Annotated in this window: 20 protein-coding genes and 1 pseudogene; 9 read left to right on the top strand and 12 right to left on the bottom strand. The window is 47.0% G+C overall.

All coding sequences use genetic code 11. The features are described from left to right. Window positions 1-37: 37 nt before the first annotated feature. From AC6I8Y_RS13240 to nagA, 3 genes are all read right to left on the bottom strand, one after another. On the bottom strand, window positions 38-1,618 hold the full coding sequence (locus AC6I8Y_RS13240) for a cation:proton antiporter domain-containing protein (protein ID WP_498020322.1): 1,581 nt from the start codon (window positions 1,616-1,618) through the stop codon (window positions 38-40). 102 nt (window positions 1,619-1,720) lie between these two features. Beyond that, entirely contained in the window at window positions 1,721-2,935 is a 1,215-nt protein-coding gene (nagC, locus tag AC6I8Y_RS13235) for a DNA-binding transcriptional regulator NagC (protein ID WP_234495280.1), read from the bottom strand. A 2-nt stretch (window positions 2,936-2,937) separates the two neighbouring features. Further along, the gene (gene nagA, locus AC6I8Y_RS13230; RefSeq protein WP_498020321.1) at window positions 2,938-4,074 is read right to left on the bottom strand and encodes an N-acetylglucosamine-6-phosphate deacetylase; all 1,137 of its coding nucleotides are present in this window, start codon (window positions 4,072-4,074) and stop codon (window positions 2,938-2,940) included. Window positions 4,075-4,542: 468 nt separating this feature from the next. On the opposite strand from nagA, the gene nagE reads away from it, so the two are divergent. Both nagE and glnS read left to right on the top strand, forming a co-directional pair. Beyond that, window positions 4,543-6,114 (top strand): N-acetylglucosamine-specific PTS transporter subunit IIBC, encoded by a 1,572-nt coding sequence (nagE, locus tag AC6I8Y_RS13225; protein ID WP_394150771.1) that lies wholly within the window; start codon window positions 4,543-4,545, stop codon window positions 6,112-6,114. Window positions 6,115-6,318: 204 nt separating this feature from the next. Further along, window positions 6,319-7,986: a glutamine--tRNA ligase gene (gene glnS / locus AC6I8Y_RS13220; protein ID WP_498017748.1), complete on the top strand. Its 1,668-nt coding sequence runs from the start codon at window positions 6,319-6,321 to the stop codon at window positions 7,984-7,986. 242 nt (window positions 7,987-8,228) lie between these two features. On the opposite strand, the gene fcrX is transcribed toward glnS, so the two are convergent. Further along, complete coding sequence (fcrX, locus tag AC6I8Y_RS13215) at window positions 8,229-8,675, bottom strand: ferric iron uptake transcriptional regulator FcrX (RefSeq protein ID WP_252012297.1); 447 nt, start codon at window positions 8,673-8,675, stop codon at window positions 8,229-8,231. A 190-nt stretch (window positions 8,676-8,865) separates the two neighbouring features. Between fcrX and AC6I8Y_RS13210 the strand changes: the two genes are divergently transcribed. Next, window positions 8,866-9,378, top strand: coding sequence for a DUF4442 domain-containing protein (locus tag AC6I8Y_RS13210; RefSeq protein ID WP_498020320.1), 513 nt, complete (start codon window positions 8,866-8,868; stop codon window positions 9,376-9,378). Window positions 9,379-9,440: 62 nt separating this feature from the next. Here AC6I8Y_RS13210 and fldA read toward each other — a convergent pair whose 3' ends face one another. The 3 genes from fldA to AC6I8Y_RS13195 form a co-directional block, all read right to left on the bottom strand. Then, window positions 9,441-9,974: a flavodoxin FldA gene (fldA, locus tag AC6I8Y_RS13205; RefSeq protein WP_042473660.1), complete on the bottom strand. Its 534-nt coding sequence runs from the start codon at window positions 9,972-9,974 to the stop codon at window positions 9,441-9,443. Between the two features lie 50 nt (window positions 9,975-10,024). Continuing rightward, window positions 10,025-10,246 carry a DUF2788 domain-containing protein gene (locus tag AC6I8Y_RS13200; protein WP_042496654.1) on the bottom strand — a complete coding sequence of 74 codons (222 nt, stop codon included), beginning with the start codon at window positions 10,244-10,246 and terminating at the stop codon, window positions 10,025-10,027. 98 nt (window positions 10,247-10,344) lie between these two features. Further along, a complete protein-coding gene (locus tag AC6I8Y_RS13195) occupies window positions 10,345-11,103 on the bottom strand; it encodes an alpha/beta fold hydrolase (RefSeq protein WP_498020319.1) in 759 nt (252 codons plus the stop codon). A 92-nt stretch (window positions 11,104-11,195) separates the two neighbouring features. On the opposite strand from AC6I8Y_RS13195, the gene seqA reads away from it, so the two are divergent. The 6 genes and pseudogenes from seqA (at window position 11,196) to rlmM (ending at window position 16,928) form a co-directional block, all read left to right on the top strand. Further along, entirely contained in the window at window positions 11,196-11,726 is a 531-nt protein-coding gene (seqA, locus tag AC6I8Y_RS13190; protein ID WP_498020318.1) for a replication initiation negative regulator SeqA, read from the top strand. A gap of 91 nt (window positions 11,727-11,817) precedes the next feature. Then, window positions 11,818-13,466 (top strand): annotated as a pseudogene (pgm, locus tag AC6I8Y_RS13185) (phosphoglucomutase (alpha-D-glucose-1,6-bisphosphate-dependent)). 425 nt (window positions 13,467-13,891) lie between these two features. After that, on the top strand, window positions 13,892-14,800 hold the full coding sequence (locus tag AC6I8Y_RS13180; RefSeq protein WP_252012292.1) for a transcriptional regulator GcvA: 909 nt from the start codon (window positions 13,892-13,894) through the stop codon (window positions 14,798-14,800). Further along, window positions 14,793-15,431: an alpha/beta family hydrolase gene (locus AC6I8Y_RS13175; RefSeq protein ID WP_394150766.1), complete on the top strand. Its 639-nt coding sequence runs from the start codon at window positions 14,793-14,795 to the stop codon at window positions 15,429-15,431. The genes AC6I8Y_RS13180 and AC6I8Y_RS13175 overlap by 8 nt, the downstream gene beginning before the upstream one ends. Next, a complete protein-coding gene (locus tag AC6I8Y_RS13170) occupies window positions 15,424-15,840 on the top strand; it encodes a DUF423 domain-containing protein (protein ID WP_394150765.1) in 417 nt (138 codons plus the stop codon). The genes AC6I8Y_RS13175 and AC6I8Y_RS13170 overlap by 8 nt, the downstream gene beginning before the upstream one ends. Further along, complete coding sequence (gene rlmM, locus AC6I8Y_RS13165; protein ID WP_394150764.1) at window positions 15,837-16,928, top strand: 23S rRNA (cytidine(2498)-2'-O)-methyltransferase RlmM; 1,092 nt, start codon at window positions 15,837-15,839, stop codon at window positions 16,926-16,928. Before AC6I8Y_RS13170 ends, rlmM begins: the two co-directional genes overlap by 4 nt. Window positions 16,929-16,954: 26 nt before the next feature. Here rlmM and xni read toward each other — a convergent pair whose 3' ends face one another. The 5 genes from xni to queF all read right to left on the bottom strand — a co-directional run bounded on the left by xni (window position 16,955) and on the right by queF (window position 24,209). Beyond that, a complete protein-coding gene (gene xni / locus AC6I8Y_RS13160; protein WP_498020317.1) occupies window positions 16,955-17,737 on the bottom strand; it encodes a flap endonuclease Xni in 783 nt (260 codons plus the stop codon). Window positions 17,738-17,799: 62 nt separating this feature from the next. Beyond that, a complete protein-coding gene (gene ppnN / locus AC6I8Y_RS13155) occupies window positions 17,800-19,161 on the bottom strand; it encodes a nucleotide 5'-monophosphate nucleosidase PpnN (RefSeq protein WP_498020316.1) in 1,362 nt (453 codons plus the stop codon). Window positions 19,162-19,394: 233 nt separating this feature from the next. Continuing rightward, window positions 19,395-20,963: a GGDEF domain-containing protein gene (locus AC6I8Y_RS13150; protein WP_252012290.1), complete on the bottom strand. Its 1,569-nt coding sequence runs from the start codon at window positions 20,961-20,963 to the stop codon at window positions 19,395-19,397. Between the two features lie 104 nt (window positions 20,964-21,067). Then, window positions 21,068-23,332: a tetratricopeptide repeat protein gene (locus AC6I8Y_RS13145; protein ID WP_252012281.1), complete on the bottom strand. Its 2,265-nt coding sequence runs from the start codon at window positions 23,330-23,332 to the stop codon at window positions 21,068-21,070. Window positions 23,333-23,363: 31 nt separating this feature from the next. Continuing rightward, window positions 23,364-24,209, bottom strand: a complete 846-nt coding sequence (queF, locus tag AC6I8Y_RS13140) for an NADPH-dependent 7-cyano-7-deazaguanine reductase QueF (protein ID WP_394150760.1) — start codon at window positions 24,207-24,209, stop codon at window positions 23,364-23,366. Between the last annotated feature and the right edge of the window lie 78 nt (window positions 24,210-24,287).

The following is a 24,287-nucleotide window of genomic DNA, read 5'->3' as shown; positions in this document are numbered from 1 at the left end:
GCCGCTATTTAGCGGCTGTTTAATTGATAAATTTGGCTTACTTTAGATTCGGCTGCAGTTGGTCACATACATGGCGAGCAAAACCACTACCTGCCTCGCTGTAGATATTAAACGCAGCGTTGACTCCCATTTCTTCAAGTTCCGCCAATTGATCTGGATAAGCGGCAATGGCTGCGACTTGTCCCTTGAACTGTTTTTTCTGAAGTAGCTCTAGCGCTGTTTGGTTACCTTGGTGGTGCGGCATCGCCAGAAGTACCAGCTTTACATGGGCGGTATCAAGGATACGTTCCCAAAAATCGGGGTCAGTCGCATCACCAGCGATAACATTTCGACCTTTAGCTTGGTGATCGGCAGCGGCCTCTTCGCGAACTTCCACTCCCAAGCTTACTTTTCCGTAGCGTTCATAGAGCTCATCGTAAGCTCCACTGCCGATTCGACCCATCCCTAGAATCAGTACCTGTGCTTCACCTGGGTTGATAAACTGATCTCGAGTGTTAATTTTCTCTGCTGCTTGCTCCTTCAGCCATTTTGCTGAGCGCAAATAGATGCTGTGACCCACGCGGTTGAGCGGGGCAGAGATGATGAATGATAGTGATACCGATATCGCTAATGCCACCAAGATATCGCCAGAGATCCAGCCGAGCTTAAAGGCAAGGCCGCCAACAATCAGTCCAAACTCACTAAAATTGAATAAGGTGAGTGTGGTTAGTAGACAAGTACGGACACGGAATTTAAATGCGTTGATCACCACGAAGTACAGAATGCCTTTGAGCGGTAGCAAGAGCAGCAGCAACACACCAAGGATAAAGCCTTGCATGGTCGGCTCCTCAGCTAAACCAATATTCAGGAAGAAGCAGACCAGGAACAGCTCTTTGAGGTTAAAGAGTGACTTAGACAGCTCAGACGCCTTGCGATGAGAAGCGAGCAGCATACCAAGGATTAGTGCGCCAAGATCTGGTTTCATGCCAACCAGTTCGAACAGACCCGCCCCCATAACCAGAGCAAAGAAAATACCACTCAGTACTAGCATTTCTCCGTGACCCGCTTTGTCGAGCAGCTTGAACATAATTGGACGCAATAACGGTAAACCAAAGAGGGCTATGGCATACCATTCAGGGAACTTACCCGTCGATGCGGTTAAGAAGATAACTGCAAAGATATCCTGCATAACCAGGATACCGATCGCCAGTGTGCCGTAGGTGGCATTCATTTCCCCTTTTTCTTGCAGTGTCTTCACCGCAAAAACAGTACTCGAGAAAGAGAGAGCAAAGCCAAGCAATATCAGTTGATCGATGCCTAGCGTTGCCAAACTGGTCACGCCAAGGAATTTTAGTCCCAGAAGTAGTAAGGCAAAGAGTAGGGTGGAAAGTAGATTGTGGACGGTCGCGCCGGCCCAGATTTCTTTGGACAGCAGTGTTTTAACGTCGAGCTTAAGACCGATAGTAAATAGCAGTAAGGTGACCCCAAGGTCTGCCAGTGTGGTGATGGTCGACGTTGATTCAAAGCCAAAGTTATGCAGCAAGAAGCCTGCGAGCAAAAAGCCGACTAAAGGGGGCAATTGGCATTTGAGAGCGAGAAAGCCTGCAATAAAGGCGACGGTGATTAGAATCAGTTCCATATTATTCTATTAGTTTTCCACAAAAAAAGACCACACATGCGTGTGGTCGTCTATTCTACTCGAAATTACCGCTTAGGTGCTGCGGAATTTCATTACACTTGTTCAATCTTCAAGTAGTTTTTGTAACAAAACGCCGTTGAGCATTGCTCTCTTGATCATCGCGAAAGCACCCATGGTTGGCTGCTTGTCTATCTCTGAGGCAACAATGGGTAGGTCGCTATGGAAGGTGGTTAGCGATTGATTCTCGACATTGCGGCGGATTGCAGGGAAAAGGATGTCTTTCGCCATGGTAATATCGCCAGCGATGATGACTTTTTGTGGGTTGAATAGGTTAATCGTAATGGCAATCGCTTTACCTAATTGATTACCCACGCGAACTAAGCTCTGTTTCGCCAGTTCGTCACCATTGAGTGCGTGAGAGCAGACATCTTCTATAGTGATGTGCTCTTTGAGTGCAAGCGTTGACTCATAGCCTTGTTCGATGAGGGTGCGAACTCGCTTAACAATTGCAGGGTTAGCCGCTACGGTTTCTAGACAACCAAAGTTGCCACATTGACACTGCTCGCCAAGTGGATCGATTTGGATATGACCAATCTCACCAACGTTACGGTTGTGCCCTAAGAAAACCTGACCGTTGACAATAATGCCGGCACCAGTGCCTCGGTGAACGCTGACAAGAATTGAATCTTGGCAATCACGGCTGGCACCAAAATAGTGTTCAGCAAGTGCTAGGCCACGAACGTCGTTACCAACGAAACACTCTACCTTAAACTGCTGCTTCACAAGATCTGCAAGCTCGAGTTTGTCGATATCGGTGTTTGGCATGTATTCCACAACACCTGTGGTTGGGTTGACCAAACCTGGCAGGGTAACGCCAATGGCAATAAGCTGATCGATCTTCGGGCTGTGTTGTTTAAGGAACTCACGGATTTCAGTGATTAAGCCTTCACTCAGCTCGTTTTGATTGGTGTAGTAAAGCTCTTTATGGGCAAACGCAAGCTCTTTGCCACCCAGGTCATAAAGTGAGAAAGAGATGTAATCACGGCCTAAGCGGACTGCAACGGAGTGGAAGGGTTCAACAGCGGTGGTCAACGATATCGCACGTCGGCCCCCGGTTGAAGCTTGCTGAGCGACCTCTTTGATAAGGCCGCGTTCAAGCAATTGGCGGGTAATTTTGGTAACACTTGCAGGAGCCAGTTGGCTGACGTCTGCAACTTGAATGCGCGAGATAGGACCTTGCTGGTCTATCAAACGGTAAACCGCTGCGCTATTGAGTTGTTTTACTAAATCTACGTTACCTATTTGTCCGCCATTCATGCTTAATTTTGCTCGTATTGTCCGTTAACAACCGTGCCTTGAACATTGAAGTCTCTGTCGAACACAGTCAGGTTAGCAACCATGCCTTTTTTGATACGACCGAGTTTGCCTTCGATACCCATCGCTTTCGCAGGGTAGAGCGTAGCCATACGTAGAGCTTCGTCCAAAGCGATACCAGCGTGTTCTACTGTATTTTGAACCGCTTCTATCATGGTCAGTGCGCTGCCACCCAAGGTGCCATTTTCATCCACACACTTACCATCCTTGTAATATACTTTCTTACCGACAAAAATAAAGTATTCCATGTCAGCACCCGCCGGAGCTGTGGCGTCCGTCACTAATACGAGCTTTTCGCCCTTCACTTTATGCGCGATACGAATATTCGCATAGTCGACATGAAAACCGTCAGCGATGATACCGGCGTAGACATCTGGTGTGTCATAAATCGCGCCAACGACGCCAGGTTCACGACCTGTCATTGGAGTCATCGCATTAAACAAGTGCGTCGCAAAGGTGATGCCTGACTCAAAGCCCAGGCGAGCTTGTTCGTATGTCGCATTGGTGTGACCAATAGAAACCACGATACCTGCATTGTGAAGTCTTTCGATGTGCTCTGGCGCATTTTGCTCAGGGGCCAGTGTTACCTTGGCAACGAGATCGCGATTTTCGCAGATAAGGTCAATCATTGCGTCGTCAGACTGACGAATGAAATCTGGGCTGTGGATGCCTTTTTTCGCGACGTTTAAATATGGACCTTCGAGGTGTAGACCTAGAGAGTGGTTCTTATATTGGTCGTGGTACTCACGAGCTGCCGATAGCGCCTGACGCATATTCTCATCTGACGATGTAATCAGAGTTGGCAGAAAGCTGGTACAACCCGACTTTAGGTTAGCTCTATGCATGGTGTGAATTGTATCTGCGGTGATTTCGTCGTTAAACATCACTCCGCCACAACCGTTAAGCTGCAGATCAATAAAACCTGGGCTTAGGTTAGCGCCATTCAAATCCACACGTTCGATTGACGAAGACAGTTCAGAGTCAGGAACGATAGAATGGATGTCTTCTCCATCAATAAGCACTGCATGATTGGTGAGAACATCAGAACCAGTGAAGACCTTACAGTTCGTTAATGCATACATAGTTAGCGAATCCTTGTGTTGTATTCTTTCTAGCTTGTTACATCGCTGAGATTAATCGTATTGATTTTACTTGATTTCTAGCACTTAGTAACAGGGCGAATTTTAAGTCAGCAAGTTATAAATAGTTAATATGGTCAAAGTAACTTAATGATTAATCGAGAGTTATTGTCATTTTTTCTATATGAACGGTTGTTGAAAACTTGATTTATATCGCAGTTTAACCGCCATTCTTTGCAACTCTCACTATGGAAATCCTACTTAGATTTGACCATTTTTTCGTATGATAAAATAAGTTTTATGATCTCGCTAGCAAAAAGCCTGAATTTTGGCAAAAACTGGTGATTAGGATCACAAATGATAAGGTTTTAATTTGCGGGGCGAATTTAATTCCATACACTGAAAAGGACTAAATTGAACGGCTAAAATAAGTCGTCCAAAAAAATTCAAATCCTATAGGGGGAACTTAAGGTGAATATTCTAGGATATGCGCAGAAGCTAGGTAAAGCATTGATGCTTCCTATCGCAACGCTTCCAATTGCGGCGCTTCTACTACGTTTGGGCCAACCTGATCTATTAGACGTTCCATTTATGGCGGCTGCAGGTAATGCAATCTTCAGTCAGCTACCACTACTTTTCGGTCTAGGTATCGCGATTGGTCTATCTAAAGATGGTAACGGTGCAGCAGGTCTTGCTGGTGCAGTTGCTTACTTCTCACTAACAGCGGCAGCAACCACAATTGATGCAAGCGTTAACATGTCATTCTTCGGCGGTATCTTCGCAGGTATCATCGCTGGTCACTCATATAACGCATTCCACGCTACTCGCCTACCAGAATGGCTAGCATTCTTCTCAGGTAAGCGTCTTGTACCTATCATGGCAGGTCTGTTTGCTCTAGTAGCTGGTGCGATCTCTGGTGTGGTTTGGCCTTCAATCCAAGGCGGTCTAGATGCTCTAGCACACGCAGTATCTACATCTGGCGCAGTAGGTCAGTTTGTTTACGGTACACTAAACCGTGCGCTTATCCCTGTTGGTCTGCACCACGTACTTAACTCTTACTTCTGGTTCGGTATGGGTACATGTCAAGAGATCATGGTAACTGGCGCGCAAGCAGCTGGCCAAGCTCTACCTGCACTACAACAGCTTTGTGTTGACCCAGCTCTTGCTAAGTCTCTAGTTGCTGGTCAGTCTCATACATTTGAATTCGCTAACTCAGTAACGCCTGAAATCACAGCAACAGTTAAAGAAGTTACTGAAACAGTGAAGTCTGGTGACCTACACCGCTTCTTCGGCGGCGACAAAGGCGCTGGCGTATTCATGAACGGCTTCTTCCCAGTAATGATGTTTGGTCTACCAGGTGCAGCACTAGCTATGTACCTAGCAGCACCTGCTGAAAAACGTGGTCAAGTTGGTGGCGCTCTATTCTCAGTAGCATTCTGTTCTTTCCTAACAGGTATCACTGAACCACTAGAATTCATGTTCGTATTCCTAGCACCTGCACTATACGCAATGCACGCAGTGTTCACGGGTCTATCTCTAGTCGTAGCGAACATGTTTGGTACGCTACACGGCTTCGGTTTCTCTGCTGGTCTAATCGACTTCGTACTGAACTGGGGTCTAGCAACGAAACCATTCATGCTACTTATCATCGGTCTAGGTTTTGGTGCTCTATACTTCTTCACTTTCAGCTTCGCAATCCGCGCATTCAACCTGAAGTCGCCTGGTCGTGAAGATGATGACGAAGCAGTAGAAGTTGCAGCTGGCGAAGGCAAAAACGGCGACCTAGCTCGCCAATACCTAAAAGCGCTAGGTGGTCATGACAACCTAACGTCAATCGATGCTTGTATCACTCGTCTACGCCTAACACTTAAAGACCGCTCTGTTGCTGACGAAGCAGTACTTAAGAAACTTGGTGCGAAGGGTGTGGTTAAACTAGGTGAAAACAACCTACAAGTTATCCTTGGCCCTCTAGCTGAAATCATCGCTGGTGAAATGAAGTCTATCGGCGCTGGTGAAGACCTATCAGAAGTGAAACTGCCATAATCACTCTGACTCATTGATTTCCATACCAAAGCCTCTCCCCCGAGAGGCTTTTTTTGTGCCTGTAGAACCGCCTGTGTTACCTGTTCATAATTCAGTACTAAAATAATCTAATGAAAATGCGAGATCTTGTTGAGGTTTCTCAAAGAATTGTGGATCATTAGCGTTTATATATCTGACAATACTTAAAACATAGAGGTGTTATAGATGAGTGAAGCTGAGGCTCGTCCATCGAACTTTATTCGCCAAATCATTGATAAAGATTTAGCGGATGGCAAGCATACTAGCGTGCATACTCGTTTCCCGCCGGAGCCGAATGGTTACCTGCACATCGGTCACGCGAAATCTATTTGTTTGAACTTCGGTATTGCTCAGGACTACCAGGGTCAGTGCAACTTGCGCTTTGACGACACCAACCCTGAAAAAGAAGACGTTGAATACGTTGAGTCAATTAAGAATGATGTAAGCTGGTTAGGCTTCGATTGGTCAGGTGAAGTGTGCTATTCATCTAACTACTTCGACAAGCTTTACGAGTATGCGGTTGAATTAATTAACAAAGGCTTAGCGTACGTTGAAGAGCTAAGTCCAGAGCAGATCCGCGAGTACCGTGGTACGCTAACCGCACCAGGTAAGCCAAGCCCTTACCGTGACCGTCCAGTTGAAGAAAACCTAGCGCTGTTTGAGAAGATGCGTGACGGTGGCTTCGAAGAAGGTACAGCATGTCTACGTGCAAAAATCGACATGGGCTCATCGTTCATGGTGATGCGCGACCCTGTTCTATACCGTGTTCGTTTTGCTGAGCACCATCAGACAGGTGACAAGTGGTGCATCTACCCGATGTATGACTTCACGCACTGTATTTCAGATGCGCTAGAAGGCATTACGCACTCACTATGTACGCTTGAGTTCCAAGACAACCGTCGTCTATACGACTGGGTTCTAGATAACATCACTATCGATTGTCAGCCTCGTCAGTACGAGTTCAGCCGACTAAACCTTGAATATACGGTAATGTCGAAGCGTAAACTAAACCAACTTGTGACAGAGAAACTGGTTAACGGTTGGGACGACCCTCGCATGCCGACTATCTCTGGCTTGCGTCGTCGTGGCTTCACGCCTGCGTCAATTCGCGAGTTCTGTAAGCGTATTGGTGTGACTAAGCAAGAGAACATGATCGAGTTTGGTTCACTAGAGTCTTGTATTCGTGATGACCTAAACGAGAACGCACCTCGTGCGATGGCCGTTCTTGATCCAGTTAAGATTGTTATCGAGAACTACGAAGGCGAAGGTGAGACGTTGACTCTTGCTAACCATCCAAACAAAGAAGAAATGGGCACTCGTGAAGTACCATTTACTCGTGAAGTTTGGATTGAACGTGAAGACTTCCGCGAAGAAGCGAACAAGAAGTACAAGCGTTTGGTGCTAGGCAAAGAAGTACGTCTGCGCGGCGCGTATGTGATTAAAGCTGAGCGCATCGAGAAAGACGATGCAGGTAACATCACCACTATCTTCTGTAGCTACGATCCAGAAACGCTAGGTAAAAATCCAGCGGATGGTCGTAAAGTGAAAGGCGTAATCCACTGGGTATCAGCGGACAAAGGTCTTCCAGCAGAGATTCGTCAATATGATCGCCTGTTTACCGTTGCTAACCCAGCAGCGGCAGATAACTTTGCTGAAACCATCAACCCAGACTCACTGGTAGTGATCAACGGCTTTGTTGAGCCAAGCCTAGCGGCAGCGAAAGCTGAGCAAGGTTACCAGTTTGAGCGTATGGGTTACTTCTGTGCGGACTCTAAAGATTCTACTGCTGAGTCTTTGGTGTTTAACCGCACGGTTGGTCTTCGTGATACTTGGGCGAAGATTGAAGGGAAGTAGGTTTAAGAGCTGGTAGAGCTTATCCCCTCTAGCTTCCCCTTATAAAGGGGGAGAACAACAGGCTCGCTGCGCATCGCTGATATAATTTGAGGCGATGCGACGATAGGAGCCAGCCAGTAGTTCCTCCCCTTAAAAGCGGGGCGCGTAGCCGGGAGGCTAGGAGGGGTAAAAACAGCGCTCACCAAACCCAACCCACAAAAAAACCAGCCATCAGGCTGGTTTTTTCATATCCAAATAAAGACTTACTTAGGCTTGTGCGCCTTAGGATCTGTCTTACACGCGCCACCAACACACTTACCATATAGGTACAAGCTGTGGTTCGTTAGCTCGATGTTGTATTTAGCCGCGATTTCTTTCTGACGAGTTTCGATTAGGTCGTCAGAGAACTCAATGACTTCACCACAGTCTAGGCACACTAGGTGGTCGTGGTGGTGCTGAGTTGATAGTTCAAATACTGACTTGCCGCCTTCGAAATGGTGACGAGTGACAATGCCGGCATCATCAAATTGGTTCAATACTCGATAAACTGTTGCTAGACCGATCTCTTCGCCAAGGTCGATAAGCTTCTTATACAAGTCTTCTGCGCTAATGTGTTGGTACTCTGGCTTCTGCAGTACTTCTAAAATTTTAAGTCTTGGCAACGTGACTTTCAGTCCCGCGTCCTTAAGTGCCTTGTTATTGTCTGACATAAACTTTCCTGTGATGATCTGCAGCAATAAACAGATTTCATGTATCCATTCATTATAGGGTACTACAGCGTAACAATAAACCACGAACTTCAAAGGGTTACTAACTATTAACATAGAAGCAGAACTATGTCACTTTACAAACACATCTGACCAGTTACAATTTATTTACATCTGGTGAAGAGTTGTAGTTATGGATAGACGATTAGCAAAAATTTATAAACCTAAATACGTTAAGTTTGCTTTGAATATTTGGCCACCTTTTTGGGGGGCGGGCATACGCATTGAAGAGATCAGTGAGGATTTTCGTTCTGTGAAGGTTCGTTTGAAGCTGCGCTGGTGGAACAAGAATGCCAACCGCTCTCAGTTTGGTGGCAGCATTTTTGCAATGACGGATCCTATCTACTCTTTGATGCTGATGGGGATATTGCGCGAACAGTATTATGTATGGGATAAAGAAGCGAGTATCGATTTTATTAAGCCGGGATTTTCCGATCTTCGAGCCGAATTTGTGGTGAGTCAGGACATGTTGGATGACATTTTGCAGAGCACTGCCACTGGAGAAAAGTGCTTTCCTGAATTTGTTACTCATATCCAGAACAACAAGGGCGAGGTTGTATCGACTATTCAGCGTAAGCTGTATATTCGTAAAAAGGCTGAGTATCGAGAAATGCAAGCCAGTGATATTGAATCAGTGGGAGCATAGAGTTTTACTGCTTTAGATACAAAAAAACCTCCAATAGGAGGTTTTTTTAGGTTTATGAAGAATTAGTCTTCTAGCTCTGCTAGGCACATCTCTTCATAAAGCTGCTTAGTCCAGCTCGATACGCGCTCATCCGTCAGTTCTGGTTGACGATCTTCGTCGATACACAGACCAACAAATTGAGATTCGTCGCCTTCAACAAGTGCTTTTGACGCTTCAAACTCGTAGCCATCTGTTGAAGTGTAACCGATGATAGTACCACCTTTGCCTTCAACGATGTCGCGTACTGTACCCATCGCATCACAGAAGTACTCTGCGTAATCTTCTTGGTCACCACAGCCGAAGATAGCCACTAGCTTAGTAGAGAAGTCGATGCCCTCTAGCTCAGGGAAGAAGTCATCCCAATCTGCTTGAGCTTCGCCGTAATACCAAGTCGGGATACCAAGTAGAAGCAGATCGAAGTTATCGATGTCTTCTTTACTACTTTTAGCGATGTCTTGAACGTGGATGAGCTGTTTACCCAATTGTTTTTGGATCATCTTTGCAATAGCTTCTGTGTTGCCAGTATCGCTACCAAAGAATAGACCTACACTTGCCATAGATTCAGTACCTTTTTATCTGTCTTCGTTGGATTCAGGAACAGTGGCGATTAGCCCAGTCCTGTGCCTTCCCAGCTAAGCTGAATAATGCCTTTCGCGACAAAACCTGCACAGCCTAAGAACAGCACAAGCCACACAATACGTCGACCAAACACGGGGACATTGCCTTGTTTTAGTACATCTTTGATTGCCATACCGATCAGAAAAAAGATGGACGCAAACAATAGATCCAAACCAATGGACTCGAGTTTATCTATATAGTCGTAAAGCATGGTATTCCTTTGTGCCAATATGCTTGCGCGGAACTATACCATTGTTACTCGGTAAAGTTAATCCATGGAAATCAACCTGCTTACGATGTAGGTCAAAATTAGATGAATTTGCGTATCGCTCGCAATACCTCGTTTGGCTTTTCTGCGTGCAGCCAGTGACCCGTGTTCGCGACAATGTGGACCTTTACCTGACCAAACTGCTGTTGAATCTGTTGCTGATGATCCGCTTGGAGGTAGTCAGAGTCGGCACCTTTTAGAAACAGGACAGGCGTCTCGGTCTTACGGATTGGGTGCCAGTCGAGTATCTGCATGTAATTTTGCTCTAGACCTTTGAGGTTAAAACGCCATCCCATGTGCTCACCGGTGTTATAGAGCGACTTACCGAGAAACTGCCTAACTCCTTCCATTTCGATGTGTTCACTCATTACTGCCATGGCTTCGCCGCGTGTCTTTGGTGTTTGCTGACAAACGGCATTCAGCCCAGCGAGCACGTTGTCATGTCGTCGGGTGTCGTATTTGACCGGAGACATGTCCATTACCACGAGTTTTTGGATGGGGTAGTCGTAATCACAAAGCTTCATCGCGACCTTTCCACCCATGGAGTGACCAATAATAATCGGGTGTTCTACATTAAGTTCTTCAAGTAACTCAATGATATCGTTCGCCATTAATGAATAGCTATGTTCTTCGCTGTGAAACGAACGCCCGTGATTGCGAAGATCGATGCTGATGACATCATGATCTTGCTTAAGTTCTCGAGCAAGCACGCCAAGGTTATTGAGGTCACCAAATAGTCCGTGGATGAGAACGACTGGCGCGCCGTGACCTTCTCTTTTGTAGTTTAATAAAGCTGACATTTTCTGTTATTCGTGATGTGTTTAACGTGGAGGTTCATCGCGGAACTCGTTATAATCATCCAGAGTTTAAACATAGAGATTGTGAAAAGCGAATGAAAACAATTGAGGTTGATGAGGATCTATACCGTTACATTGCAAGCCAGACCCACCACATTGGCGAAAGTGCTTCAGATATCTTACGACGTTTATTAAAGGTAGATGCAGCCGAGACGGAAAAGAGACCCGCTGCCGCTAAGACGATTGTCGTGAGTAAAGAGGCACCGAAAGTAGAAGCTGTTGATTCAGTAAAAGAGATGCGCTCTCTACTGATTTCAGACGAGTTTGCTGGCCTTAAGAAAGCGATTGACCGCTTTATGTTGGTCTTGTCTACTTTGCATCGCTTGAATCCAGAAGGTTTTTCAGAGGCGACGCAAGTGAAAGGTCGCAAGCGTGTCTACTTCGCTAACAATGAAGCGACTCTGCTAGGGAGTGGCAATACAACGAAACCAAAAGCCATTCCAAATACGCCGTTTTGGGTGATTACCAACACCAACACCAGTCGTAAGAGACAAATGGTCGAGCAGGTAATGACCATGATGGAATTCCCTGCAGAGCTCATCGAGAAAGTCACGGCTTCTATCTAAGATTTCGATTTAAACCTCATAATGTTCAAACTTAAACGAGTATTATGAGGTTTTTTGTATTTTTAAGCTTGAATTTGAAAGGACGTCAGTTATGGCTATACACCCACGCGCGGGCCAAAAAGGCTTTGCAAGAAGATTTGCATAATATCCCAGCGCTTGTTTCTAATTACTTCTTAGTTCAACCAGAAGCTGGTAACACAGCTCAAAGCGTACAGTTTGGTACGTCTGGTCACCGCGGTAGTGCCGACAAGGCAACCTTCAACGAAAACCACATCCTTGCCATTGCACAAGCTGTGGCTGAAGTACGCGCAAAGAAAGGCACAACGGGCCCACTGTTTGTCGGTAAAGATACTCACGCACTGTCAGAACCAGCGTTCGCGACTGTGGTTGAGGTATTGGTTGCCAACGGTGTACACGTGATTGCTCAGGAAGATAACGGCTATACGCCAACCCCTGGTATTTCACACGCGATTTTGACTTACAACCTGTCCAGCGATAAGAAAGCGGACGGTATTGTTATTACGCCTTCACACAACCCACCTCAAGATGGCGGTATCAAGTACAACCCAACGCATGGTGGTCCAGCAGAAGCTGAGCTAACTCAAGCGATTGAAGACCGTGCTAACGAAATCATCAGCAACGAAATGAAAGACGTTAAGCGTCTACCTATCGCCGTTGCTAAAGCGAATGATTTGTTTGAAGAGCGTGATTTGGTGAAGCCGTATATTGATGACCTAGTCAATGTCATTGATATGGAAGCAATCCAAAAAGCGGGTCTCAAGATTGGTGTTGATCCGTTGGGTGGCTCAGGCATTGATTACTGGCGTCAAATTGGCAAAGCGTACAATCTAGATCTTACTTTGGTTAGCGAAGCGGTCGATCCATCATTCCAGTTCATGTCATTGGATAAAGATGGCGTCGTTCGTATGGACTGCTCGTCTCCATATGCAATGGCTGGTCTACTGGCACTTAAGGATGACTATGACTTGGCATTTGGTAATGACCCAGACTACGACCGTCACGGTATCGTAACGCCAAAAAGGTCTGATGAATCCAAACCATTACCTAGCAGTGTGTATCGACTACCTATACCGTCATCGCAGTGAATGGCGCGCTGACGTTGCTGTAGGTAAAACGCTGGTATCGAGTGCACTGATTGACCGTGTTGTTGCCGATCTTGGCCGTACGCTGTGTGAAGTGCCTGTTGGCTTTAAGTGGTTTGTTGACGGTTTGTACAACGGTGAGTTTGGCTTTGGCGGTGAAGAAAGCGCAGGTGCGTCTTTCCTTCGTAAAGATGGTACACCGTGGTCAACAGACAAAGACGGCATCATTCTTTGTCTTCTAGCGGCAGAAATCACTGCGGTAACGGGTAAGAACCCTCAGCAGTACTATGAAGAGCTCGCGGCTAAGCACGGTGAGTCTAAGTACAACCGTATTCAAGCGGTAGCGAATACAGAGCAGAAGAACGTGCTTAAGAAGCTATCACCAGAGATGGTGTCTGCAGAAACTCTAGCTGGTGACGCGATTACGGCTCGCCTAACGCATGCGCCAGGTAATGGCGCGGCAATCGGTGGCCTAAAAGTCACAACCGCTAATGGTTGGTTTGCAGCGCGACCATCTGGTACTGAAGATATCTACAAAATCTACTGCGAAAGCTTCAAAGGTGATGAGCACCTAAAACAGATTGAAGCCGAAGCACAAGAGATTGTGAATCAAGTATTTGCAGACGCTGGCTTGTAATCCTAATCTGACATAAACGATTAGCTCAGCTATTAATAAAACTATAGAAAGCGGTCACCATGGGTGGCCGTTTTTTTATGGGCTGATTTAGCGGATATAACTATCCAGAATTAGTGAATAAAATTCGGATAAAAAAACACCGCCATATAGGCGGTGTAAGAAAATTTGACAGACAGGTCAAAAATACAGGAAGTACACACATCAACTAGGGGATAACTAGCCAAGGTGTGGTGGTAGAATTCTACCTAACTCGAAAATCGAGATTGCAAACACAACATCGCAAGCGCAGAGTCAATCGGTTCTAGAGAGAACCGAGCCGTTCAGACTCGCGTTTGCGGGATGAAATATAGAATTTCTCTGGCTGTTCGGCAATGGACAAATTATAATGTTTCAGATTAAAAAAACTAATGCATTAGAGAGTCGTTATGTCGAGACGTTTGCCTCCCCTCAATTCGCTCAAAGTTTTCGAGGCGGCCGCGCGCCATTTGAGCTTTACCAGAGCTGCGGAAGAGCTGTTTGTCACTCAAGCGGCGGTCAGTCATCAGATAAAAGCACTTGAGGAATTTTTGGGCCTCAAGCTGTTTCGTCGCCGAAATCGTTCGTTGCTACTGACAGAGGAAGGCCAAAGTTACTTTCTTGATATCAAAGATATTTTCACGTCACTTGCCGAAGCAACTGACAAGGTACTCGAACGCAGTGAAAAAGGCGCACTAACCATTAGCTTGCCCCCAAGTTTTGCGATTCAATGGCTGGTTCCTCGCCTTGCGGATTTTAATGAGCAAGAACCCGATATCGACGTGCGAATCAAAGCGGTGGATATGGATGAAGGCTCACTTACCGATGACGTAGACGTTGCGATTTACTATGGTCGCGGCAACTGGCCTGGACTTCGTGCTGATAAGTTATATCAAGAGTTTTTGGTTCCTTTGTGCTCTCCAGCTCTCCTGCTTGGCTCTAAACCGCTCAACACCCTAGAAGATTTATCGAAGCACACGCTGCTTCACGATACCTCACGTAAAGACTGGAAGCAGTTCGCCAAACAAAATGAACTTGACGGTGTTAACGTCAATCATGGCCCTATCTTTAGTCACTCAACCATGGTGCTGCAGGCTGCGGCTCACGGGCAGGGCATCGCGCTCGGTAACAATGTGCTTGCTCAGCCTGAGCTCGATGCTGGGCGTCTCATTGCACCGTTTGATGAGGTCTTAGTGAGTAAGAACGCGTTTTATGTCGTTTGCCACGACAAACAAGCTGATATGGGGCGTATCGCCACGTTTAGAGATTGGATGCTCGCGAAGGCGCAAAGTGAGCAAGAGGTACTACTAGATGACTAACCTTGTATTTGATGGGCCAGAGCAAGGTCCGCTGTTTCTGTTCGCTCATGGCGCTGGTGCGGGGATGGATCATGATTTCATGCAGGATATGGCTACTCGTTTAGCTGCGAAAGGTATCCGAGTAGTCAGGTTTAATTTCCCTTACATGGTGAAACGCGCCGAAGATGGTAAGAAACGTCCGCCAGATCGCGCGCCAAAGCTGCTAGAGGCGATGACACAAGTGATTGAGGATGTTGCAAACGGCCAGCCTATTGTCATCGGCGGTAAATCGATGGGTGGTCGAATGGCATCATTGCTTTCTGAGCATGAACTCGTCAAGTCGATTGCCTGTTTGGGTTTTCCTTTTCATCCGCCGGGCAAGCCTGAAAACTTCAAAGGCGACCATTTAGCGACGATGGAAAAGCCGTGCCTTATCTTACAAGGTGAGCGCGATACCTTTGGTAAGCAAGAAGAGTTCGCTGATTTTACTCTTTCAGATAAGGTCGAAGTGAGCTTTGTACCCGATGGCGACCATAGTTTTAAACCGAGAAAATCTTCAGGCTTTACTGAAGCGCAAAATCGCCAGATGGCAGCGGATCGTTTAGCACTATTTATAAAGGGCATTAATGATATGGAGGAGGCGAGTGCGTAGTCGAACTCTTGTTGTTATTGCTGCGCTGTCTGGGCTTGTCAGTGTTGGGCTTGGCGCATTTGCGGCGCATGGCCTTAAAAACCTGTTGTCGCCTTATTTGCTTGGTGTGTTCGAAACAGGTGTGACGTACCAGTTTATTCATACCTTAGCTTTGCTGCTGTGTGCGCTATTTGCGTTGAATACCCCTATATTGAATGCGCAAAAGGCGTTTCATCGCGCCGCGATTTGCTTTATCATCGGCATCCTTTTCTTTAGCGGTAGTCTATACGCCCTTGCGCTAACAGGAGTGAAGTGGTTTGGTCCGATTACTCCATTGGGCGGGGTGATGTTTATGGTAGGTTGGGGATTCCTCGCTTATGCTGGATATCAGATGACTGACGAAACAAACAAAGATGGAGTCAATCAGTGAAACAGGTAATGCTTTATTGCCGCTCTGGATTCGAGAAAGAGTGTGCAGGCGAAATTCAAGACAAAGCGACAGCCCTTGAGGTATTCGGCTTCCCGCGAGTCAAAAACAACTCAGGCTACGTGATTTTCGAGTGTTACCAAGACGGTGATGCGGACAGACTCATCCGCGATATCGATTTCCAATCGCTTATCTTCGCTCGTCAAATGTTCGCGATTGCGAGTGAGCTTGAAGCTCTGCCATCGGATGATCGCATTTCTCCGCTGCTGGCTGCGCTCGATGTGGTGGAAGATTTCCCTCGCTGTGGCGATATCCGCATTGAAACGCCAGACACCAACGAAGCGAAAGAGCTACTCAAGTTCTGCCGTAAGTTTACCGTGCCAGTGCGTCAAGCGATGCGTGGCAAGGGCTACCTGTTCAACAAAGAGCACGCCAAGAAGCCGGTTCTGCATATCTGCTTTATCGCACCGGGTCATTGTTACGTGGGTTACTCGTATCCAAACAACAACTCCGCGTTCTTTATGGGCATTCCACGCCTCAAGTTCCCAGCCGATGCGCCAAGCCGCTCGACGTTGAAATTGGAAGAGGCGTTTCACGTGTTTATTCCTAAAGAAGAGTGGGATGAGCGCTTAGCATCAGGCATGTGGGGTGTTGACCTTGGTGCGTGTCCTGGTGGTTGGACATATCAGCTGGTTCGCCGCTCTATGTTCGTACATGCGATTGATAATGGTATGATGGCAGATAGCCTAATGGAAACCGGTCAGGTTAAGCACCACCAAGAAGATGGCTTTAAGTTTGAGCCACCACGTAAGAACGTCACTTGGTTGGTGTGCGACATGATTGAGAAACCGTCTCGCGTTGCGCAGCTAATGGGTGAGTGGTTGATTCGTGGCTGGGCGAAAGAGACTATCTTCAACCTTAAACTGCCAATGAAAGGCCGTTATGACGAGGTTCTGCAAGATATTGAGAACCTAAAGATCTTCCTGATTGAGAACAAGGTGAAGTTCAAGCTGCAAGCGAAGCACTTATACCATGACCGTGAAGAGATCACGGTGCACATTCAAGTGCTATCCAATATCTCGCCGCATTAATCTCGTCTAAAGCGTCTCTTAAAGGTCTAGGTGTTGCTGCCTAGACCTTCAAAACGAATATCCTGCAGGTTAAAACCAAGCTCAATATCTGTTTTGAGCGCCGATACTTGCTTTGATTTTCTCGCCATCTCAATGTGTTCATCGAGCTTCTTGCGATACTTAGCTGCAAGCTCATCAGAAGCATACGCAGACTCAATGTCGCTATACTCGGTCAAAATCTCTTTGGCAGCCTTAGGGCCAATACCTGCTACTCCCGGCACTTGAGAGGAGCTCACGCCCGTTAGTCCCCAATAGTCGGCAAGCTGCTCAGGTTTAACCCCAAATTCTTGTTCGATAAACGGAGCGTCGAGCCAGCGATGCTGAAAGTAGTCGCGAATTTGTAGCGTCGGAGAGAGCAGTTGGCAATAGCCTTTGTCAGTCGAAATAATGGTCACCTTTTCTCCATGACTCGCGACTTTCACCGCAAGGGTTGCTACTAAATCGTCCGCTTCATCCCCTTCTGATAGCAGCGAGTCAATGCCGAGTTGCCACCATGCATCTTGGATTTTATCGAGCCCATTGTAGAGCGGCTCAGGCATTGGCTTTCTGTTCTGTTTGTATTCAGGCAGGATGTCGCCACGCCAACCACGGTCTTGCTCGTGATGATCGAACACCGCAATGATATGAGTCGGCTGCGCTTCGTCGACGATACGACGTAAGGTGCGAGATGTGGTTTGAATGGTTCTTTCTATGTCATTTGGATCAGGTTGTACCGCATGTACACGGCGGATCAGGTTTAAAGCGTCGATGATAACAAGATGAATTGACATAAAAATAAAGCCACGGAGAAACGTGGCTTTATTGTAAATAAAACGCTACTGAGTTTCAGGTTTTATTCGCCATTAGCGATGCGATAACACGGAATGTACTCAGAGCCCGGCAGTTTCATGCGTTGCTGAGTCACAAAATCGCTCAGTAGTTTGTCCATTTTCTTCATCAAGGCTTTGTCACCATCAATGGTAAATGGACCATGTCTTTCGATTTCCCGAATGCCTTCGGCTTTCACATTACCTGCAACAATGCCGGAGAAGGCTTGGCGCAGCGCTGCCGCCAAGTCCTCTGGTCGTTGATTCATGTGCAGATCAAGCCCAGCCATGTTCTCATGAGTTGGGTCGAATGGTAGCTGGAATTCTGGCTCGATGTGCAGTGACCAGTTGTAGCTGTATGCATCGCCATTTTTCTTGCGGTGCTCTTTTACCGCTGGCATCGCCTGTTTCATTATCTTGGCGGCTTTTTCAGGGTCAGCTATGACTATCTCATAGTATTTAGTGGCTTCTTCACCCAGTGTTGCTCGAACAAACTCATCAATGGAGCGGAAGTATGCCTCACTCTCTTTAGGCCCCGTCAATACGATAGGCATTGGCTGTTCAGCGTTATTTGGGTGCATCATAATGCCCAAAATATAGAGCAGCTCTTCCGCGGTACCGGGACCTCCAGGGAAGATCACAATACCGTGAGCAATACGCACAAACGCCTCAAGACGCTTTTCAATGTCTGGCATGATGACCAATTCATTGACAATAGGGTTTGGCGGTTCAGCGGCGATAATAGAGGGTTCAGTTAGCCCTAAATAGCGCTGGTGGGTATAACGCTGCTTGGCGTGGCCAATGGCCGCCCCTTTCATTGGCCCTTCCATTGCGCCTGGTCCACAGCCGGTACAGATGTTTAGCTCACGAAGACCGAGTTCGTTGCCAACCTCCCGCGTGTATTGGTACTCGGTGGCGTTGATGGAGTGACCGCCCCAGCAGACGATCAGGTTTGGGTCGATCCCTGGGATCAGAGTACCTGCATTACGAAGAATACCAAATACCAGATTGGTGATGTGAGTCGAGTTGGTTAGGTTGAGACGTTGGTTATCAGCAAGGTGCATGTTGACGTAGACGATGTCACGTAGAACTGAAAACAGGTGCTCTTGAATACCCTTGATGATTTGACCGTCTACGAATGCATGCTCTGGCGGGTTAGTTAGCTCAAGCTTGATACCACGCTCACGGCGCATGACGTTGACGTCAAACGATTGGTGTTTATCCAGTAGCTCTTTTGAGTTGTCGGTGTGGCTACCGGAATTGAGTACCGCTAGCGTGCAGTTGCGATACAGTTGGTATAGGTCACTAGACGCGGTCTTTTTAAGGCGCTCAACCTCAAGTTGAGACAAAAGGTCCATACTGCCCGCGGGACTAATGTGAGTGATCATAAGCAAATTCCTTATCTAGAACCGAATGCCGCGACGTCCTGTGTTGGGCAAGGGAGAGTAGGGTGATGGAATGCCCACTGAAATGAGGTCGCAGGTTTTGTTTTGGGTTCGTTGTTATTGTTATTGGTCGAGTCTTTAATACGAGTTTTCTAAAGAGTTTAAAGTACACGACTATCTATTAGACTAGCAAATGTTAGCTATGTTGCTATAACTATTTGAAAAATATGATGAGATTATGGGTTCCAAGCCAGCTGGTTTGGACCAAGCTTTTGGGTATGAGACAGGGTTTTGTGAAGACGCTCTAGTACATCGTCAGGTGTATCGTTTTGTGTAAACACCGCGCTGGTCGCAGAGAGGGTAATGGTGATCAGTTGGTCGCGGAACTTAAACGGCAAGTTACTGATCTTAGTTTGAATTTCACGAACTTTAGCCAAGCTGGTCGCTTCGTTTTGCTCAGGCATGATCAGAATAAACTCTTCACCTGAGAATCGTGCTACGGTGTCGGTTTTGTCGACCGTGTTGGCAATGGTTTTCGCTATGATTTTCAGAGCCTTATCACCGGCACTGTAACCAAAGTTGTGGTTGATGCTTTTGAACTTGTCGATATCAAAGACGACAACCCATAGTGGGTGTTGGCTTTTTAGCCAGCGGCGATACTCAATCTCCAACTTATCGACAAGCGCCGTGCGGTTGTATACCTTGGTGAGTGGATCAAGCAGCATGCGCTGCGACTGATCTTCTAGTCGACGTCGGTAGTCTTGCGTGGTGTCGTATAACGACTCGAGCTGGTTCTTGTTATGAGCCATCTGATCCAGTAGAGCGGCTTCTCTCACCTCTGCATGTTGCAGCCGTTCAGTCAGAGAGGCCAGCTGGGCAAACAATGGATTCATTGCTCTTTTGGCTTCATCTAAATCTTTTACCGACTCAATGCCACGTTTGCCGCTCGATACTAGGGCGTGTAACTCCTGGCTCATGTTTTGGCGCTGTTCAAAGTAGATTTGGCTTTGGTCTAGATTTTGCGAGCTGCCTTTAAGAGAGGAGGAAAGTGAGCCGTTGACCTGCTCGAGGAACTGCTGAGAGGTTCTACGTTCATATTTGGTGGCATCAATCACCAGTCTCAGCACTTGCAGTGTGTGTTCTAAAAGCTGATTACCCGTCGAATCGGTGAGTAGCTTATAGCGGATCTCAAACAGCTGTTCACCCGGCTCGCCATCGAAATCTAGCTCGGTAATGAGGTTCTGTAGCTCGTCGTTCAAGCTCAGTAAAATACCACTGTTCTCACTCGGTTCTGGCTCTTTTGAAGCAAGCGCAGAGTTCGAGGTGATGATTTTTACTGCGCGCTCATAGATGGCGAGCAGCTTAACGGCGTTATCGGTAAGTTTGAGTGAGCTTTTGTCGTTGTAGGCTAGGACACTGCGAAGGTCACGTTTGATTTGAGCAGGCAGACCGCTGATGCGCTGCAGGGTCTCGCCACTGCGACGCGTCTGTTCCTCTAGTGAAACGTGTTGTTTTTCCATCGTGGCAGCCCTTTGACCAATCAAGCGCTCCAAGATGGCAAACTTGGGCACTAAAGAACTAATGTCTTTGTTATGCTCTAACTCTTGGCGGAGTTCAATCAGTTTGTCATCAATTCGCGAGTGGGAACCAATATGAGTGTTACTCAACGTCGAAATGAAACGTTTTAGGATAGTTTGTTCACGACGCGATTTGAGCGAAGCGTCGCGCTGAGCTAAACGTAATTGCTCCAACTGCACTTTCAGCTGATGGAGATGCTCTAATGTCTCGCTATCCTGTGAGCTCATAAATCCTATAAAAACAAACTAGATGGGAATCTTATTGATGTATTGATCGATAATATCAAAAAACATCACAACGTCACGTAATTCAATGTTCAAGTGCCGTTTTTTTACCCATTCATCAACGATTTTTTGAACCCGTCCTCATTCTGGGAAGAAGAATGAACTTTAATAAGCCCCTGTTTTATCGCTGTGCGACACGCTTGTCGGATATTGTCGGTCGCCAGACTCGCTGCTGGTGCATTGTCGATCGCTTTTAGATAGACCCAATGACTCTGACTCTCACGCATACTGACATCACGCGCCATATGCGTCGCTACCAATAGAATGTCGAGCAATTCTTTGTCATTGATAGCCGTGTAAGCGCGAGGCAGGAACGGGTAGTTGGCCATGCCAATACGTACGATGCGATTCATCTTGCGTTCTTGCTCAAACTCATTCACCCAACTTTGGATCTCATCAAAGAGGCTTTCAGCGGTCCTTGGCTTAATGCTTGGCTCGATGTAAAGCAGGTTGGCATCGGAAAAGTGATAAATACGAGCAGGTGATTCAACCTTGCTACGGATAAAGTCACCAAATGCGCGTTCGAGTTCGAGACCCGCCTTGTAACCGTTCTGCAGGTACATATTGCGTAGGAAAGGGAGGTCAATCATGACAAACCGCAGTCGGTCACTCAATGGTTCGTTGATAAGCTCACCCACCTGCCACTGCTCGAAGTAACGCTGAGTACGTTGCAGTGAGTTCGGTAGCTTGGCATTAAGTAGGCGCAAGTTTGGCAATCCAGAGCGAGCGTGTGTGAACAAGTTTTCGTTAAGCTCGTGAAGCTCAGTTTTGTTGCGGCGATACACGTAACTGAGGCGCATCACGATGAGCGCGAGTAACGCCGCAACACAGAACAGCCCCAAAGCGACTTTCTGGAACTTGTTTTGCTTTTCTGTCGCTTCACCTAACTCCTGCTCTTGAATATCGTAATGCAGGCCTTGCTCAACGAACTGTTTCTGCTTGCGGAAAGCTTCTTCGCTGATCTGGTTTAGCTGGTCTTGCTGGTAGATACGCAGCGAGTTGGCCTTTTTGATGTTGACCAAAGCATTCTTGAAATCCCCTTTTTGCTCATAACCGAGCGCAAGCAGTTGATAGGCTTGCTGTTCAAGAGAGGTTTGCTGCAGAGATTGGCTAAGCTCTAACGCTTTTTGTGCCTGTTCGAGTACTTTCTCGTTCTCTTGCTGATGATACGCAAGCCCTGCGTCAAGCAATGCTGCTCGTGCCTTTAACGCGGGTAAATCTGAGTAGTTAAGCAGCTTTTCTGCACGCACCAGGTATTGTTCTGCCAATGGGTAGTTGTAGAGCTGTAAATAAGTCGAAGCAAGGCTAAGGCGAATATCAATCACCTTTTGAATATTTTTACCGGTCGACTTGTGATCGATCACATTGAAGTAGTGGACCAGAGCCAGGTTGTATTTGCCTTGCAAGAAGTAGATGTCGCCCATCAATTTCAGGACATCGGCGAGGATTGGTGACTCTGGGTAATTACCGTAAAAGTCCGCTGCTTGAGATAGGTGTTCAAGTGCCTTATCGAGCACCTGCCTTTGCATGAAAAGCTGTGCCAGAAGCTGGTTGATATGGGCAAGTTGGTCACTGCTGTTGAGTTCAATTGCAGACCAGTAGGCAAGGAGCAGCTCGGACAGCGCTTCGTTGTAGCGTCGGTAACGAAGATAGTGGTTGCCATAAACGGTATGGAAGTCAATTTGCCATTTGGAGAGTTTCTCCTGTGGAACAAACGCTTTGGCTCTTTGATACATCTGCTCTGCGAGCTCATATTCATTCTCTGCAGAGGCAATCTCTGCTTGCAGAATCTTGATGCGATAGCTGGTGCGATTGGCGATGCTTTGCCCTTTGCGTATTGAATCTAGGTCGCGCTCTACGTCTTTTAGTGCGTTGAGTGCTTTTGCACCCTCACCAGTGGTTAGCCACTGCAATCGAGTTTTTAGGATGCGAACGTCCAGAGCCAGAAAGAGCAGCTGATACTTTTCTGTCATCGCTTGAGCAAGCTGCAAGGTTTGCAGCGCTGCTTGTTTATCACCGAGGTTAAACTGAGCCTGCGCTACGATAATGAGCGCGTTGACACTGCTAAGCGGTGTGCGAATACGTTGGTCGGTATCATCACGCGCCAGTTTCGGCAGCCTGTCATCGTTCGGCTCTGCAAATGTTCGATTGGTCAGGTAGTTGTTGGCGATCTCTAGGGCTTTCGCGGGCTCAATTTCGACCAGTTTGTCGGCCTCGACCAAGATTGGTGAGGTAAAGGTGGTGTTGGCATTGACCATGCCTGACATTACCGAGCAAACCAGCGCGAATACAATCCAAATTCTTGAGCCCATGAAGTCGTCCATTTTCCCTAATAGTGAGTGCTTATTGTCTTGCCATGCGCAAGTTGTGAGCTGGTGCGCTGTCTTGGTTTGAACGGTAAGGATTGATATCCAAACCGCCACGGCGCGTGTATCGCGCGTATACCGTCAGCTTGCTTGGCTTACAGTAGCTCATGATATCGGTAAAGATACGCTCAACACATTGCTCGTGGAACTCATTATGTTCACGGAACGAGACAAGGTAGCGTAGTAGGGCTTCACGGTCGATCTTTGCGCCGTGATATTGGATCTCGACACTGCCCCAATCAGGTTGATTAGTGATAAGACAGTTGGATTTTAGCAGGTGACTGTGCAGCGCTTCTTCAACCACTTCCTCTCCTGCAGCACCCTCAAGTAGCGCCGCGTCGAAGTCGTAGCTGTCGATACGAATATCTTGGTTGTCGATGCACTCGCCCTTCATGCCCACGATCTGAGTGTTTTCAAAGTCGCCCACTGGGATAAGTTTTACGGTTACGGTTTCACCAGCGCAGTTTGATAAGTCGCCAGCTATGGTGTTTTGTACTTCATCCCATGAATCAAATCGCGTTTGGTTGTAGCTATTGAGATACAGCTTAAATGACTTAGATTCGATAAGGTTGGCACTGGTTGCTGGGATGTAAGCTTCACCAACGGCGACCTGTGGCAAGCCATTGGCATTGAGCCAAGAAATCTCATACATAGTCCAAATATCACAGCCTTGGAATGGCAAGCTATCACCGAGTTCAAGGTCGTCACGGTTTAGGCTTCGTGGTACAGGTTGCAAAAGCGAAGCGTCATACTGGTTGGCATAATCGGTCTTTTGACCCAGAGTGAGCCCCGAAAGCTCTTTCGCGTTGGAATATTTGCTCATAATTGTGTGATATTTCGATTAGAATAAAACGAATTTTACGAGATCCCCGAATAGCTGTCATCCTTTGTGCTCGGAAAT

The sequence above is a fragment of the Vibrio sp. KUL78 genome (genome assembly GCF_059725505.1).
The sequence above is the reverse complement of the archived record's forward strand: the minus strand, read 5'-3'. Positions and strand labels throughout refer to the sequence as shown.

What these genes read in the sequence shown, in the direction of transcription:
- glnS (WP_498017748.1), top strand. Translation starts at nt 6,319, where the DNA reads ATGAGTGAAGCTGAGGCTCGTCCATCGAACTTTATTCGCCAAATCATT.
- nagA (WP_498020321.1), bottom strand. Translation starts at nt 4,074, where the DNA reads ATGTATGCATTAACGAACTGTAAGGTCTTCACTGGTTCTGATGTTCTC.
- AC6I8Y_RS13200 (WP_042496654.1), bottom strand. Translation starts at nt 10,246, where the DNA reads ATGCTTTACGACTATATAGATAAACTCGAGTCCATTGGTTTGGATCTA.
- ppnN (WP_498020316.1), bottom strand. Translation starts at nt 19,161, where the DNA reads ATGATCACTCACATTAGTCCCGCGGGCAGTATGGACCTTTTGTCTCAA.
- nagC (WP_234495280.1), bottom strand. Translation starts at nt 2,935, where the DNA reads ATGAATGGCGGACAAATAGGTAACGTAGATTTAGTAAAACAACTCAAT.
- queF (WP_394150760.1), bottom strand. Translation starts at nt 24,209, where the DNA reads ATGAGCAAATATTCCAACGCGAAAGAGCTTTCGGGGCTCACTCTGGGT.
- AC6I8Y_RS13195 (WP_498020319.1), bottom strand. Translation starts at nt 11,103, where the DNA reads ATGTCAGCTTTATTAAACTACAAAAGAGAAGGTCACGGCGCGCCAGTC.
- fcrX (WP_252012297.1), bottom strand. Translation starts at nt 8,675, where the DNA reads ATGTCAGACAATAACAAGGCACTTAAGGACGCGGGACTGAAAGTCACG.
- fldA (WP_042473660.1), bottom strand. Translation starts at nt 9,974, where the DNA reads ATGGCAAGTGTAGGTCTATTCTTTGGTAGCGATACTGGCAACACAGAA.
- AC6I8Y_RS13145 (WP_252012281.1), bottom strand. Translation starts at nt 23,332, where the DNA reads ATGGGCTCAAGAATTTGGATTGTATTCGCGCTGGTTTGCTCGGTAATG.
- AC6I8Y_RS13180 (WP_252012292.1), top strand. Translation starts at nt 13,892, where the DNA reads ATGTCGAGACGTTTGCCTCCCCTCAATTCGCTCAAAGTTTTCGAGGCG.
- seqA (WP_498020318.1), top strand. Translation starts at nt 11,196, where the DNA reads ATGAAAACAATTGAGGTTGATGAGGATCTATACCGTTACATTGCAAGC.
- AC6I8Y_RS13240 (WP_498020322.1), bottom strand. Translation starts at nt 1,618, where the DNA reads ATGGAACTGATTCTAATCACCGTCGCCTTTATTGCAGGCTTTCTCGCT.
- xni (WP_498020317.1), bottom strand. Translation starts at nt 17,737, where the DNA reads ATGTCAATTCATCTTGTTATCATCGACGCTTTAAACCTGATCCGCCGT.
- AC6I8Y_RS13150 (WP_252012290.1), bottom strand. Translation starts at nt 20,963, where the DNA reads ATGAGCTCACAGGATAGCGAGACATTAGAGCATCTCCATCAGCTGAAA.
- AC6I8Y_RS13175 (WP_394150766.1), top strand. Translation starts at nt 14,793, where the DNA reads ATGACTAACCTTGTATTTGATGGGCCAGAGCAAGGTCCGCTGTTTCTG.
- AC6I8Y_RS13210 (WP_498020320.1), top strand. Translation starts at nt 8,866, where the DNA reads ATGGATAGACGATTAGCAAAAATTTATAAACCTAAATACGTTAAGTTT.